At 44.6% G+C, this 14,648-nt stretch carries 12 protein-coding genes; 4 read left to right on the forward strand and 8 right to left on the reverse strand.

Features of this window, described 5'->3' with window-relative positions:
* Window positions 1–37: 37 nt before the first annotated feature.
* From aroQ to QZL64_RS09440, 8 genes are all read right to left on the reverse strand, one after another.
* Window positions 38–478: a type II 3-dehydroquinate dehydratase gene (gene aroQ, locus QZL64_RS09405; RefSeq protein ID WP_021841743.1), complete on the reverse strand. Its 441-nt coding sequence runs from the start codon at window positions 476–478 to the stop codon at window positions 38–40.
* Window positions 459–1,718 (reverse strand): shikimate kinase, encoded by a 1,260-nt coding sequence (locus QZL64_RS09410; RefSeq protein ID WP_021841744.1) that lies wholly within the window; start codon window positions 1,716–1,718, stop codon window positions 459–461. Before QZL64_RS09410 ends, aroQ begins: the two co-directional genes overlap by 20 nt.
* A 109-nt stretch (window positions 1,719–1,827) precedes the next feature.
* Window positions 1,828–2,922, reverse strand: coding sequence for a chorismate synthase (aroC, locus tag QZL64_RS09415; RefSeq protein WP_021841745.1), 1,095 nt, complete (start codon window positions 2,920–2,922; stop codon window positions 1,828–1,830).
* Between the two features lie 34 nt (window positions 2,923–2,956).
* Entirely contained in the window at window positions 2,957–4,324 is a 1,368-nt protein-coding gene (gene aroA, locus QZL64_RS09420) for a 3-phosphoshikimate 1-carboxyvinyltransferase (protein WP_021841746.1), read from the reverse strand.
* Window positions 4,311–5,393, reverse strand: a complete 1,083-nt coding sequence (gene aroB / locus QZL64_RS09425) for a 3-dehydroquinate synthase (protein WP_021841747.1) — start codon at window positions 5,391–5,393, stop codon at window positions 4,311–4,313. The genes aroA and aroB overlap by 14 nt, the downstream gene beginning before the upstream one ends.
* Window positions 5,394–5,432: 39 nt before the next feature.
* On the reverse strand, window positions 5,433–6,446 hold the full coding sequence (gene aroF / locus QZL64_RS09430; RefSeq protein WP_021841748.1) for a 3-deoxy-7-phosphoheptulonate synthase: 1,014 nt from the start codon (window positions 6,444–6,446) through the stop codon (window positions 5,433–5,435).
* Between the two features lie 498 nt (window positions 6,447–6,944).
* Complete coding sequence (locus QZL64_RS09435; RefSeq protein ID WP_021841749.1) at window positions 6,945–7,973, reverse strand: ribonucleotide-diphosphate reductase subunit beta; 1,029 nt, start codon at window positions 7,971–7,973, stop codon at window positions 6,945–6,947.
* 190 nt (window positions 7,974–8,163) lie between these two features.
* A complete protein-coding gene (locus tag QZL64_RS09440) occupies window positions 8,164–10,449 on the reverse strand; it encodes a ribonucleoside-diphosphate reductase subunit alpha (RefSeq protein ID WP_021841750.1) in 2,286 nt (761 codons plus the stop codon).
* Between the two features lie 520 nt (window positions 10,450–10,969).
* On the opposite strand from QZL64_RS09440, the gene QZL64_RS09445 reads away from it, so the two are divergent.
* The 4 genes from QZL64_RS09445 (at window position 10,970) to purB (ending at window position 14,285) form a co-directional block, all read left to right on the forward strand.
* Window positions 10,970–11,212: a DUF2922 domain-containing protein gene (locus QZL64_RS09445; protein WP_021841751.1), complete on the forward strand. Its 243-nt coding sequence runs from the start codon at window positions 10,970–10,972 to the stop codon at window positions 11,210–11,212.
* A gap of 124 nt (window positions 11,213–11,336) precedes the next feature.
* The gene (locus tag QZL64_RS09450; protein ID WP_021841752.1) at window positions 11,337–11,549 is read left to right on the forward strand and encodes a DUF1659 domain-containing protein; all 213 of its coding nucleotides are present in this window, start codon (window positions 11,337–11,339) and stop codon (window positions 11,547–11,549) included.
* 266 nt (window positions 11,550–11,815) lie between these two features.
* Window positions 11,816–12,739 (forward strand): hypothetical protein, encoded by a 924-nt coding sequence (locus QZL64_RS09455; protein ID WP_021841753.1) that lies wholly within the window; start codon window positions 11,816–11,818, stop codon window positions 12,737–12,739.
* Between the two features lie 253 nt (window positions 12,740–12,992).
* Window positions 12,993–14,285, forward strand: coding sequence for an adenylosuccinate lyase (gene purB / locus QZL64_RS09460; RefSeq protein ID WP_021841754.1), 1,293 nt, complete (start codon window positions 12,993–12,995; stop codon window positions 14,283–14,285).
* The last annotated feature ends 363 nt before the right edge of the window (window positions 14,286–14,648 follow it).

The raw sequence follows: 14,648 nt of genomic DNA on the forward strand, positions 1-14,648 counted from the left end.
AAAGCCACACACACTTTTTGTCCTATAAGCCGGTGTTTTATTCCTTATCACCATACCTATCAATAAGATAATCCATGGCTTCGATATAGCCTTTAAGACCATGGCCTTTGATGGTTTTTTCAGCATATTCGCTTACATAGGAGAAATGACGGAAGCTTTCCCGTTCATCGGGATTGGAGATGTGCACTTCCACCGTAGGGAGGCCAATCGCTTTTAAGGCGTCAAGAATAGCTATTGATGTATGCGTATAAGCGGCCGGATTGATAATGATGGCTTCGGCGTCATTATGGGCCGCCTGAATTCGGTCTACCAAGCTGCCTTCGTGATTACTCTGATAAAAACTAACCGCGATATGACGCTCATGAGCATGTTGGCGAATCATTTGGACGAGCTGTTCATACGTTTCAGAGCCGTAAATATCCGGCTCTCTTAAACCTAACAGATTAATATTGGGGCCGTTAAGAATTAAAATGTGCATGATATTCCTCCTCAATCTGAGCAGCTCCGGTATCCGGATCGTTTATGTCAAAACTACATTGTGAAAAGGCTTCGTACAGCGGTTCTCTTACAGTATATAAAGATTCTAAGCGCTCCAGCCCCCCCTGTGAAAGTGGACGACCGTCAACGGCTAATTTCTCAAGGGGGCGGCGAAGCCAATAGATGCGGCCGTTTTGGCGCAAAATAGGATAATTAACCGGTTGAGTTACAACGCCGCCGCCGGTGGCAATAATGGCTCCGGTGGTTTTGCAAAGTTCGGCCAAGAGGGCCGTTTCTTTTTTACGAAATTGGGCTTCCCCATAGGTTTTAATATATTCGCCGGGGTGACAGTACCGTTCTTCAAATACATCATCACAGTCGATGAGCGGTCGCTGTAAGCGTTCCGCGAGCGCAGTGGCGATAGTTGTTTTGCCTACACCGGGCATGCCGATGAGAATAATATTTTCCTGAGCATGACGCATTTGACGAATGATAGCTTCCGTTGCTTCCGGTGGAAACTCTTTTTGCATGAACAGCTTAGCTGCCGCTACCGCCTGTCCTACAAGCATGGGGAGACCATCGGTATAAGGAATGCCGCGTTGCTCCGCTTCTATAAGAAGGGCCGTGCGATAAGGATTATAAATCACATCGGCTACGCCTTTGAGTTTAGGAAAATCATCCAATGAAATTAAGCTATCCGGGCAATTCGGAAAAGTACCGACCGGCGTGGCATTGATGAGTACATCGGCATCGGCCCCGTAGCTTTTGGCGTCACTATAAAAAGGCGCTGTTTTACGGGAAAGGTGGCTAATCTCTTTGGCTCCCAAATCGGTTAGAGCCACATGAATCGTATGGGCTGTAGCGCCGTCTCCCAAAACAACTACATTTTTATCTTTAACAGTAATACCGGCTCGCTCCAGCATATATATAAAACCGTCATAGTCCGTGTTGTGACCGTACCAGCTGCCGTCGGCTTGACGGACCATGGTGTTGACGGCCCCGATATGTTTGGCCGCGTCAGATAAAGTTTGGCAGGCGCTCATGACGTCTTTTTTATAAGGAATGGTAACGTTTAAGCCCTTCAGTTCGGATTGACTTAAGAAGTCGGTTAATTCGTGAGAAGCTCGTTCGTACAGTACATAGTCGGGATTGCCGAGAGCCTTATGAATTTGTGGCGAATAGCTGTGCCCCAAGGTTTTGCCCAAGAGGCCGAAAGGGGTCAGCGTAGATGTATGATTCATAATAATATCCTTTCCGTTCATTGGAAATGTGTATTTCGGTACCGACTATAATAGTTAGTCGAAAATTAGGAAAATAGTAGTTTGCCCGTAATTAAATTTTAGGCTCTTATCAATCAAGTTTAATAGTGTTATCTAAGAGAAAATCTAATAGGACTAAGGCGGTGACAGCTTCAACAACCGGTACGGCACGAACGGCGATGCAAGGATCATGACGACCTTTAATCTGTAAATCCGTATTGGCAGCTGCTTCATAACTGAAGCTTGGCTGTACTTTGGCAATAGAGGCAGTCGGCTTCATGCCCACTTTGAGAACGAGCGGCATGCCGTTGGTAATACCGCCTTGGATGCCGCCGCTATTATTATTTAAGGTGCGAACTTTGCCGTTTTCTAAACGGAACGGGTCGTTCTGATTGGAACCGCGGTCGAGGCAACCGTCAAAACCGCTGCCGAAAGCAACGCCTTTAACGCCGGGAATACCAAAAAGGGCACGGCTAAGGCGATTTTCAATGCCGTCAAAATTCGGATTCCCAAGGCCCGCCGGCAGACCCGTAGCAAACAGCTCTATAATGCCGCCGGTAGAATCCCCTTCCTGACGCAATTCATCAATATAGGTAATTGCTTTAAGGCGTGCCTGAGAGGATACCATGACTACGGTTTCGTGGCTTACTTTTTGAAGGGCCGCCATATCCGGTTCGGTGAAGCTCATAGTGGTATCTTGTACCGAGCCAATCTGTTTTAAATGGGCACCTATTTCAATGCCTTTTTGTTTAAGAATTTGCAAGGCAATGCCACCGGCACAACAGAGTGGGGCCGTAAGGCGACCGGAGAAATGACCGCCGCCGCGCATGTCCACTTTTTCACCATAGCGCATGCGTGCCGTATAGTCAGCATGGGATGGGCGCGGTATATCACGTAAATTATTATAGTCCTTAGAATGCTGATTCGTGTTTTCAATATAAAAGGCAAGTGGTGAACCACTGAGTTGGCCCTCTACGAGGCCGCTTAGAAATACGGGTTGATCTGCTTCTTTACGTTGGGTGGTAATTAAACTTTGCCCCGGGGCACGGCGCTTCATAAAGCGGGCCAAGGCCGCTTCATCGACGGTTACACCGCATGGCAGACCATCGACTACGGCGCCGATAGCCTTGCCGTGGGAGGCTCCGAATACAGAAATAGTAAGATTTTTGCCAAAACTTGAACTCATAAGCGTCTCCTGTTTTGAAAGGTTAGATAGTAAATTATTTGGCGTGACCGCCTAATTGATTCCAATGGCTGAAGAATAGCGGATAGGATTTATTGATGGCCTGACTGTCGGTAATCGTAATCGGATCATCGCTGTATAGTGCCATGAGTGTAGCAGCCATAACGAGACGATGGTCATTGTGGGAAGTAACGGTGCCGCCGGTAAGACTTTCGGTACCGTTAATGTAGAGATTATCTCCTTCAATGTGAGCGGTGCCGCCTAAAGTTCTCACCAAATCACGAACGGCTAATAAGCGGTCTGATTCTTTAAGACGCAAGCGTTCACCGTTGATAAACCAGCTTTCCCCTTCGATACTGCAGGCTAAGGCCGCTAAAACAGGTAATAAGTCAGGACATTGTTCTAAATCAACCGTTATAGGGTCAATGGCACGACCTTCACAATGAAGGCGTAACGGCACTTTAATTTTGTCCAATTCATCATCTTCAACAACGGTACCGTCTTCTGTTTGCCATTCCACGGTGGTGCCGGCGCAGTCAACAATATCTAAGATGCGCCGATCCGCCTGCGTCGAATCGGGTTGCAAATTAGTGATGGTAAGCGGTTGGCCGGTGATGGCGGCGGCTACGAGCCAAATGGCACTGTTTGACCAGTCCCCTTCGATGGGATAACTTTCGAGGCCGCGGTAATGTTGCCCTTTGGGAACGGTAAAACTGTTGCCATCATCGGAGGTATAGGCGGTAACGCCAAAATCCGCCATGACATGACGCGTCAACGTCACATAATCGCGGGATTGTAACGGTGTTGTGCTGTTTATTAAAGTATCTTCATCCAGTTTTGGTGAGGCCAATAAGAGGCCGGAAAAAAATTGACTGCTCACATTGCCTACCATTTCAAAAAGCCCACCTGTTAAATGACCGCTAATGGTAAATGGCGGCTTGGCCGCCGAAAAGTTGATGCCATGAGCTTCCAATTGGCTTTTTAAAGGCTCCAACGGGCGATCCGGTAAACGACCGGCTGCGGTTACATCGGTGGTATCACAAATGGCGGAACCTACCGATAAGAGCAAGCGCAAGGTAGTTCCTGATTCGTGAGCATCAATGGTGCCGTGTTTTTGGTTTTCGGGGATGGGTGTGACAGTAACCCCGCTCTCTGTTTTCTCAATAGTAGCACCTAAGCCACGCAAAGAGGCAATAGTGGCGTCAATATCTTCTGAATAGTGCGCAATGAGTAAACTGGACGGGCTGTCCGCCAAAGCAGCGGCAATCAAGGCTCGATGAGCGTGGGCCTTGGCCGGAATGGCCGCAATGGTACCGGTTGGAATGGCTCCGGTTACGGTAACGGATTCAGAATGGACAGTCGCAGTTTTGGTTGCTTCAAATTCAGATGGATTAGTTGGCACCATGGTGTTTTACCTCCTTTATGGCGTAATGGGCTAATTCGCTGTGTGGTATGGTGCGAAGTTCGCACTGCCCCCAACGAGTCGGATAGATAATGGTAATAGTTTGGCCGTGACTTTTTTTGTCATGTAAAGCGGCCTCTAAGAGTTCGTCAATACTGATAGTCGTGTTAGTCGGCAAATTATGAGCGGCCAGTAGATTTAAAAAGTTATTTAATTCGGTTTCACTGATGTGTCCGTTTTTAAAAGCGGCACGCATCATGAGGGCCATGCCGATACTGACGGCCATACCGTGTTTTACGGAAAATTCACTGCAAAGCTCGATGCCGTGACCAAACGTGTGGCCAAAGTTGAGCAAAGCTCTGACGCCCGATTCTCTTTCATCGGCGCTGACAATTTTCGCTTTGGCTTTCACGCATAGGGCGATAATCGCTTCAATATGGGGAAGGTCATCTTGACGTAAAGGATTGGTCATTAAATCAGCCAGTAAATCCGGATAACCGAGCATGCCGTATTTAATGACTTCACCGCAGCCGTTACTGAATTCATCGGCCGCCAAAGTGCTGAGTGCAGTTGGGTCACAGAGTACTAAAATCGGCTGTTTAAAAGCGCCCCACAGATTTTTGCCGGCTTTTAAATTAACGGCCGTTTTACCGCCAACAGATGAATCAACTGCAGCCAATAGGGATGTAGGCATCTGGATATAGTCGATGCCCCGTAAATAGGTGGCCGCCGCAAAACCCGCCATATCACCGACTACACCGCCTCCTAAGGCGATAAGTAAATCCTTACGGGTCAGCGCTTTGGCCGCCATAAATTCCACTAAATCCAATAGTCGGGCAGCATTTTTTTCTGTTTCACCATGAGGGAATACGTATTCATATACCGTATAGCCCGCTGCGGTGAGTTGCTTTTTGACAAGCGCTGCATAATGCGGAGCTACTTGGTCATCACTGACGAGCATGGTCGGGCAGGGGCCCTTAAGGGGCTTAATATATTCTATTATATGTTGTAAAACCCCATCTTCAATGATGACATCGTAGGCAGTGGAGGCTTCTATATGAATACGTTCCATGGTAACTCCTTTTACTGGGTATCAATTAACGGGTCTTAATTAAGCTTTTTGACCGGTAACAATTTCGCGCATAGCGAATACATCTTTGGTGAGGGAAGCAAATTGATCGGGACGTAAAGCTTGCGGACCGTCGCAAAGCGCTTTGGCCGGATCAATATGAACTTCAATCATGAGACCATCCGCACCGCCGCCGGTGGAAGCGAGGGATAAAGGTCGAACCATGCGGCTCATGCCGGCAGCGTGGCTCGGGTCCATAATAATCGGTAAATGACTGAGCTCATGAATCATTGGAATCGCCGTTACATCAAGGGTATTACGGGTTTTCGTTTCGAAAGTTCGAATGCCTCGTTCGCAAAGTACGATTTGTGTATTGCCTTCGCTCATGATGTATTCCGCAGCCATCAACCATTCTTCATAAGTCGCGGATAAGCCGCGTTTTAAGAGAACCGGTTTCTTTAATTTGCCGACCTCTTTAAGTAAGGTGAAGTTTTGCATATTGCGGGCGCCGATTTGAAGCATGTCTACATTATCGAAGTATTGCAATTGGGATGGATCCATGACTTCCGATACGATAGGCAGCCCCGTTTCTTTTTTGGCCAGTTCCAATAAATGCAAGCCTTCAGGGCCCATACCTTGGAAAGAGTATGGCGAAGTACGCGGTTTGAACGCACCGCCACGAAGAATAGTAGCGCCCGCTTCTTTGACCGCTCTTGCCGTTGCCAACACTTGTTCCGGTGTTTCTACAGAGCAAGGACCGGCCATAATAGCGAAGTGGCCGCCCCCAATTTTTACGCCACTTACGTCTACGATGGTGTCTTCCGGATGAAATTTGCGATTAGCTTTTTTGAACGGTTCTTGAATGCGTGTTACTTTTTCAACAAAGTCTAACGATTCAATTTGGCGTTTGTCTACGAGTGAGGTATCGCCGATGAGACCGATTAATGAGTAGTTGTCGCCTTGGCTTGGATGTAACGTAATCCCTTGGGCCTCTAATTTTTGGCGCAACTCTTGAACTTTCTCCGGTGTAGCATTTTCCTTCAATGTAATAATCATAGTAATCTCTCCTCTTTCGTCACTTATGAATATTTGAAAACAGGTTTCGTTCATAAATTCAAATCCTTTACTGCTTGTACAACCTTCGTTGCTTTCAATAATTACTTTTAAGTGATAGTAAAAAAGGAGCTACCCGCGTGCACTACGGGTAGCTCCTTAACTATACTAAGCCTGACAATGATACCGAAATCAGCGTAGCCCAAATAGTCCTTTACCCGTTGCCTGGATAAAGAACCAAAAATAGAAGTATTGGCTGTTCATAGTGCTGATAGCGGTATTCATAATATTGGCTCCTCTCTTAAAGTGATTGCCAACATTATAAACCTAAGTTTCTATTCTGGCAAGTCTTTTTTTGCAAAACATTCGTAAACTTCAGGTAAACTAATTATTTAGTTGATTATGCGACTTATTGCTGAGCTTATTGTAATGATACGGCTTGGCTAAAAAAAGAAAAGCCGGCGATGTGCCGGCCTTCCTGGTTTGGTTGGTAGCGCTGTATTACTCCAAATCATCGAAGTCGAATGCGGCTGCTTTGGTATAATTCGTAACTTTTGCTTCAAAGAAGTCCGTTTTAGTGCTATTGAGGTTGGAGAAACTTTCAATCCAAGCCATCGGATTTTCTTTGATGTCCGGATAGAGATGTTTGAGGCCGATGGCTTCTAAACGAATATTAGCCAAGTATTTGATATAGCGTTCAATCAATACATTGTTAATACCGAGGATTTTGTCATCCGTAATGTATTGGCCCCAAGCGATTTCGTTTTCCGTACCTTGACGGAGCATGTTCGTAAGTTCCGCTTCCAATTCAGGCGTAAATAATTCAGGACGTTCGATGCGAAGCTCACGAATGATGTTTTGGAATAAAACGAGGTGAGTTACTTCATCGCGGTTGATGTATTTAAAGATCGTACTGGTTGCTGTCATCTTGCCCTGGCGTGCCAAGGTGTAGAAGAAGCTGAAACCGGAGTAGAAATAAATGCCTTCCAAGATGTAGTTCGCCATAATGGTGCGAATTAAATTATGTTCCGACGGATCATCGCTGAAACGTTGGTAAATGTCGGCGATGAAACGGTTACGTGCCAAGAGGTGTTCATCTGTACGCCATTCGTCATAAATACGGTCACGGGTAATCGGATTCGTTACGGTGTCCAAAATATAGGAGTAACTTTGGGCGTGAATTTCTTCTTGGAATGCCTGAATGTTAAGCAACGATGCTACTTCGGCAGCCGTAATATAGCGGCTTAAGTTGGGTAAATTTTCACTTTGAATCGAATCAAGGAAATTGAGGAAGGAAATAATTTTGTCAAACGCACGGCGTTCGCTGTCGGTCAAGAACGGGAATTGTTTGATATCTTCGTTCAGCGAAATTTCTTCCGGAATCCAGAAGTTGTTGAGCATGGTACGGTACATCTGCGTTGCCCAGTCATATTTGATGCGGTTCCATTCGCGCAAGTTGGTCGTATTGCCACCAATCATGCTTTCCGTGCCGCGCTCGCCATGTTCGTTAAAAATTAATTTTTTATCCATAATGACATTCACCCTTTCTATATAAGTTGTTGTCTTTAGTATAGCATATTAAAGCGGTTAAACATATGAAATTTACGGCTAACCGGCAGTCATATGTTACTGTTGAACCGTTGTAAAACATCGATTAATTGAGGCTTTATGTTGTTCGTATGACTGCCGGTCACTAAACCGCTTATTGTTTTAGTTTAAATCAGGAAGAACAGCTGGTGCATTCGTCCATTTCGAGGGACTGATTGCGGATGTAGTAAATCGTTTTAACACCCTGTTTGTACGCTTCAATGTAGAGGTTAAGGATTTCTTTGGCCTTAACTTGCGGTGTAATGTACAAGTTGAAAGATTGAGCCTGGTCGATGTGACGTTGGCGGGCAGCACAGGCACGAATACTCCATTGTTGGTCAATCGTGTGAGCTTCTTTGTAGAGCCAGAAGGTGGAGTTATCGAGATCAGGGGCCGTTTTCGGCGTGAAGCTGCCTTTCTTTTCTTCGATGAAGAATTTTTTGAAAATAGGGTCGATGCCGGCTGTGGTGTTAGCGATATTGGAGGTACTGCCGGTTGGGGCAATCGCCATGAGATAACCGTTGCGCATACCGTATTTAGCTACATCTTTGCGCAATTGTTGCCAACGTTCGGATGTATAACCGCGGCGCTCGAAGTAAGCACCGGTTTCCCATTCGGAACCTTTGAAAGCAGGGTAGGCACCTTTTTCTTTAGCCAATTCCATGGATGCTTTAATTGCGTAGTAGGCAATGTTTTCAAATAATTTGTCCGCTGTTTCGATGTGTTCTTCCGATTCCCACTGAATCTGATGACGCACCAAGTAGTGGTGGTAACCGCTCGTACCGAGGCCGATGGCACGGTATTTTTCGCTGGTCATCTTAGCTTCCGGTACCGGGAACTGGTTGATGGAAATAACATTATCGAGCATGCGAATTTGAAGGGCTACATTTGCTTCCAATTCTTCGTCCGTAATTCGACCGAGGTTAATGGAGTTAAGGTTACATGTTACCATGTCGCCCGTAACCGTTTTAGTTGTGATGCTGCCGTCCGGATTAATCACTTCTTCGCTGAGGTTGGTGAAACCAACGTTTTGCGCGATTTCGTGGCACAAGTTGGAGGCATAAATCATGCCCGCATGTTTATTCGGGTTGGCGCGATTCGCTGTGTCGCGGAAGAAGATGAACGGCGTACCGGTTTCTACGGCACTGCGCATGATTTTTTTCATCATATCCAAAGCGCTGACCTGAATTGGGTGGAGATCCGGATTGTTTTCACAAAGGAGATAATGTTCGGTGAAGGCTTTATTGTTTTCGTCTTCATCGTAAAAATCTTCCAAGTTGAAGCCCATCACTTGTTGTACTTCATGTGGATCGAAGAGGCTGAAGTTTTCACGAGCCAATAAACGTTCCATGAAGATGTCCGGAATGGCAATGGCAGGGAAAATATCGTGTGCTTTACGACGATCGTCGCCGTTGTTGGTACGAAGTTCTACGAATTCGTAGAAGTCTTTATGCCAAATATCAAGCGTTACGGTAGCGCCGCCTTTACGTTTGCCGAGCTGATCTACGGCTACGGCTGTATCATTGTAAAGACGAACCCAAGGGATAACGCCGCCGGAGGAGTTTTTGTAACCGCGAATATCACTGTTCAAGGCACGCACTTTACCCATGTAAATACCGAGGGCACCGCCGTGTTTGGATACGCGGGAGAATTTGCTGTTTACGTCGTAAATAGACCAAAGGTTATCGTCAACGCCGGAGATAAAGCAGCTGCTGAGCTGATGGAACGGCGTACCCGCATTGGCCAAGGTTGGCGTAGCGGTGGTCATTTTTAATTCGCTCATTAAGTCGTAGAATTTTTTGGCAAATTCTACTTTGCGATCCCCTTCGATGAGGGCAAGGTGCATAGCAATCGCCATGAAACGTTCTTGCGGCAATTCATACACTTCTTTGTCGTAACCTTTTACGAGGTAACGATCGGCCAACAATTTAATGCCTTCATAGTTGAAGAGATAGTCGCGTTTAGGTTTGATGTAATCCCCTAATTCTTCCAATTCTTCTTCGGTGTATTGGGTGAGGAAGAAGTCCGCATAGCGCTTAGATTCCACTAATTTTTTTACTAATGCAGGGAAGTTGCCGTAGCCGAACGCTTTATATTTGCGTTGGATGGCCGCTTCTTTATATAAGTCGAAAAGGAACAGGCGGGCTGCCACAAACTGCCAGTCCTGGTTCATGCGGTTAACCATGTTGCCGTAACCGTCGTCTACTTTTTGGATAACTTTTTCGATTGCAGTCTGCACCAAAATTTTCTGAATTTCTTTGGTGCTCATGCCGTCAACGAACTGTAATTTGGAGTCCATTTCGAGTTCGATAGGATCGCAGCTTTCAAGCCCCAAGCATGCGAAGGCAATCATCTTTTTAGTTTTTTCTACCGAGAGCGGTTCGTAATGGCCGTCTCGTTTTTTAATCATAATAGCCATGAATAAGGTTCCTTCCCGTTACAAAGTACTACATTTACACATAAAAATATGGCTCGCAAACAGTGACTTCACTGTATTTACGTAAGCCGTTGATACACTCATACCCTCTAAATACATCTATTTGGTACTATCGATGAGTTGTATTATAAATCAATATCTTGTATACGATATTAGTTATCATATACAAGATACACCTCATTATACTATTTTCCGACGGTGAAAAGAAAGAGGGAAATGTCAATCTGTATTGAATTTTTTGCATATGATGAATGAAAATTTCGGTTAGTGGAATTTAATGACTTGACATTTTAACGTTGTGAGAATGTATAGGGGTGTAAGCGGGTTCACAAGAAATGATGACTTGCTTATGACGTTTGCAAACGGTCAATGAGAATGATGAGAAACTCAATAGTACATGTACTTTTCAGTAATATGGACAAAATGAAGGGCTCTGTTTGATGTATGATTTTTTGGCATACATACATGGGGCTTCGGACGAATTTAATTTTAGGAGGCAACTATGGCTACAGGAACTATGAATGTTTTGAAAAAAGAATTACAACTCGTATTTTTGGATGATGAATTAAAAGAAACTACGGTGCGCATCAGTGTACCTAAAGCGGATGTAAGTCGCACTGCAGCCGAAACAGTGGCAAATTTGTTGATTGCCAAACGTTTTATGACCAGCGCCAAAGGTAAAATTTTAACCGGCTATAAGGGCGCTTTTATGGTAGAAAATACCAGTGCCCAATTGGTTGACTAATCGGCGGTCACCAAACGATATGTCTCAGCTGCTCGGTAATCTAGTAAGGTTAGACAGATTAGGGTAGCGGGATATGAGGTTAAAGTATTAAATATTACTAGTATAAATATATAGGAGGCTAATTATGGCAGACGCAACAGTAAAAGAAGTAGTAAAAATTCAGATTCGTTTAGATTTAGGCGATAATAAAGTAAAATCCGTAAGCATTGGTAATGTTAATCCGGAACTTGGTAATGCGGATTTTGAAGAAGTGGGCCAAGCCATGGCCGAACTTTGTGCCTATCCGTACAAAGATGTGGTTCGCGTAGAAACTACGACCATGACGCCTCAGGCTTAAGGATTTGGGTCTGGGACGGCCGGACAAGTAGCGGCGCTACAAAGTCCGGGAGATGTTAGTTAAATAATCTGTGTGATTTTACGGAAATCATATAAATGAAACGGTGTAATCTGTATAAAACAGGTTGCACCGTTTTTTTTATATTGAAAAAAATTGAAATAGAGTGCTCTTTAGTATAGGCAGTTGTATTGTATTTAAGTTATACTAAAAATATATAAAAGAGTTCTTATGTCTTATATTTTTAGTTTCATATGGAGGCATGATATATGACAATGTTTAATATGAAAAAGAAAGCATTCCTTGTTTTGGCCGGTTTGGCCATGGTGTCCGGCACTGTATTGGGCGCCGGTAATAGTGCCGCTACAGATAATGGCACCACGGCGCTTACAGGGAGCGACAAAGATTTGGCAGCCATTGTTAATTATGCGACTCAGGAAGCTGTTAAGGCGGGGTCGCCTTACGTGAACCGAGGCATACCAAAACAGGTGTTAGAAGCTTTTATGCCGGCATCGGGTGCTAAGACGGTGCTCACGAATGAAAGTAATTCCTTGTATAAAGAACAAGCCTTACGGGTAGCTTTCCCTATGACAGATGCATCAAAATATGATTTGGTGCCGAATTTTGACGGCTTCCCAAAACAGGTTCCGTCCTTTGCCAACAATGTATCCGTGTTTTATATTCCACAATTTATAAAAGCCGGTGGGGAAGCGCAGGTTAGTTTCATCGGTACAGCTTCCGAAATGGCACCGTATATCGGGGAAGCGCTTAAGTTAGCGATTATGCAGACTAATTTAACAGATAGCCGTTCGGTTTATGTAAAAATGGAGCCTAATTCAGACATGCAATTTGCCGACAGTTTGCGCGAATTATTACCTGGTTATAAAATCGTGACAACGCCTGAGCTAAAGAATCTTGGACCGTGGCGTGATTTCTGGAGTGATATTATCGACGTAACATCAGTAAATAGCGGAAATTATGTAACGGATCAGTTATTCGATAATGACACGAATAAAAAAGCTCAGCAGCAACTGTTAGGCTATTATTCGTATAATTACAATATGGTGAATTTGGATGATTCATACACCTACTATATTTTTAGCGTAGGGACGACATTTAATCATGCATATGTAACCGGTGCGGCCGTGAATAAAGCGGGTACGGAGATTGTTTATTTTTACAAACAGCAGTAGTGGCTGTGATTAGTTGGGAAGTTGCTATTGATGAGTAGTAGTGAGGCCCGGTTAAGTAGTGGTTGTTCCGCAGCAGGTTAGTGTTTAGTCAGTGACAAGATGCTGATGAGAAGTATTATATATTAGCAGATATAAATCCGAATGTTTTGCGTGAAATACACATTAACGTTCGGTAAAGTTTATTGACCCTTATTTTTTACTATGTTAAAATGAAAGAGTAATATTCAGTCATTTCGATGGAGGTTAAAGACACATGATTCAACGGTATACAAGAGAAAAAATGGGCCATATTTGGAGCGAACGCAACGAATTTGACCAGATGTTGGAAGTGGAAATCTTAGCTTGTGAAGCACAGGCAGAATTGGGAATTATCCCTAAAGAAGCGGCTAAGGTTATCCGTGAAAAAGCGAACTTTGATGTAGAACGAATTCATGAAATTGAAAAAGAAACGAACCACGATATTATTTCTTTCGTAACCGCTGTCGGTGAATACGTTGGCGAAGAAGCTAAATACATTCACCTCGGCCTTACATCTACGGACGTAAAAGACACAGCACTCGGTGCTATGATGAAACAGGCTTGTGACATCATTTTGGAAGATTTACATCAATTCCGCGATGTACTTCGCCGTCGTGCCGCTGAATTTAAATACACCCCAATGGTTGGTCGTACCCATGGTATTCATGGTGAACCTACCACTTTCGGTTTGAAACTTTGCCTCTGGATGGCTGAAATTGAACGTGATATTGAACGTTTGGAACATGCAAAGAAAAATGTAGCCGTTGGTAAAATGTCCGGCGCCGTTGGTACTTACTCCGTTAACGATCCGTTCATTGAAAAATATGTGTGTGAAAAACTCGGTTTGGAACCGGTAAAAATTGCCACTCAGGTTATTCAACGTGACCGTCATGCTGAACTTTGCAGCACCTTGGCCATCATCGCCAGCACTTTGGATAAAATTGCTCTTGAAATCCGTCACTTACAACGTACGGAAGTGCGTGAAGCGGAAGAATACTTCAGCCCTAAACAAAAAGGCTCCTCCGCTATGCCTCACAAACGTAACCCAATTACTTGTGAACGTATCTGCGGCTTAGCTCGTGTGGTACGCGGCAATGCGCAGGCTGCTTTGGAAGACGTGGCTTTATGGCATGAACGCGATATTTCCCATAGCTCTGTTGAACGTGTAATTTTACCGGATAGCACGATTACTGTTGACTATATGCTGTCCTTGGCTATTAAAGTTATCGACAAATTGTTGGTATATCCGGAAAACATGATGAAAAACTTGGAATTAACCGGCGGCTTGATCTTCAGCCAGCAAATCTTAACAGCCCTTGTAGATAAAGGTGCTGTTCGTGACGAAGCTTACCGTTGGGTACAACGTCATGCTATGGCTCGTTGGTTGGAAGGCAAAGACTTCAAAGCCGGCCTTAAAGGTGATGCGGATATTAAAAAATATCTTACCGATGAAGAAATCGATCACCTCTTCGACCCACATCGCATGTTGAGACATGTGGATACGATTATGGCAAGATTCGGATTATAATAAAATAGCGCGAGATATATAAACCCCGAGAAGCTCCTCATCTAAGGCTTGGTTTCTGCAAGCAGAAAAGACCCTTAGATAAGGACTTCTCGGGGTTTTTCCATATAACCTCGCGCTGTTTTATTAAAGGGGGAGGGGGAGATTGGGTTTGCAAGTAGAAAAGCCCCTTAGATAAGGACTTTGTAGTGACCCCAAAAAGTTAGACTTTTATTTCCGAGAAGCCCATTAGGGGTAGGGGTCCTTTTTTTCCTAGAGCGTCGCGCTGTTTTATTATGGGGGAGAGGGAGAGAGTGGTTTCTGCAAGCAGAAAAGACCTTTAGATAAGGACTTCTCGGGGTTTTTCCATATAACCTCGCGCTGTTT

Origin of the sequence: Veillonella sp. CAG:933 (assembly GCF_000431435.1) — a bacterium.
Lineage (GTDB): Bacteria > Bacillota > Negativicutes > Veillonellales > Veillonellaceae > Veillonella_A.

Coding starts and splice junctions, on each gene's coding strand:
- aroQ (WP_021841743.1), bottom strand. CDS start 478: ATGCACATTTTAATTCTTAACGGCCCCAATATTAATCTGTTAGGTTTA.
- aroB (WP_021841747.1), bottom strand. CDS start 5,393: ATGGAACGTATTCATATAGAAGCCTCCACTGCCTACGATGTCATCATT.
- QZL64_RS09450 (WP_021841752.1), top strand. CDS start 11,337: ATGGCAGACGCAACAGTAAAAGAAGTAGTAAAAATTCAGATTCGTTTA.
- QZL64_RS09435 (WP_021841749.1), bottom strand. CDS start 7,973: ATGGATAAAAAATTAATTTTTAACGAACATGGCGAGCGCGGCACGGAA.
- QZL64_RS09455 (WP_021841753.1), top strand. CDS start 11,816: ATGACAATGTTTAATATGAAAAAGAAAGCATTCCTTGTTTTGGCCGGT.
- QZL64_RS09410 (WP_021841744.1), bottom strand. CDS start 1,718: ATGAATCATACATCTACGCTGACCCCTTTCGGCCTCTTGGGCAAAACC.
- aroA (WP_021841746.1), bottom strand. CDS start 4,324: ATGGTGCCAACTAATCCATCTGAATTTGAAGCAACCAAAACTGCGACT.
- QZL64_RS09440 (WP_021841750.1), bottom strand. CDS start 10,449: ATGGCTATTATGATTAAAAAACGAGACGGCCATTACGAACCGCTCTCG.
- QZL64_RS09445 (WP_021841751.1), top strand. CDS start 10,970: ATGGCTACAGGAACTATGAATGTTTTGAAAAAAGAATTACAACTCGTA.
- aroC (WP_021841745.1), bottom strand. CDS start 2,922: ATGAGTTCAAGTTTTGGCAAAAATCTTACTATTTCTGTATTCGGAGCC.
- purB (WP_021841754.1), top strand. CDS start 12,993: ATGATTCAACGGTATACAAGAGAAAAAATGGGCCATATTTGGAGCGAA.
- aroF (WP_021841748.1), bottom strand. CDS start 6,446: ATGATTATTACATTGAAGGAAAATGCTACACCGGAGAAAGTTCAAGAG.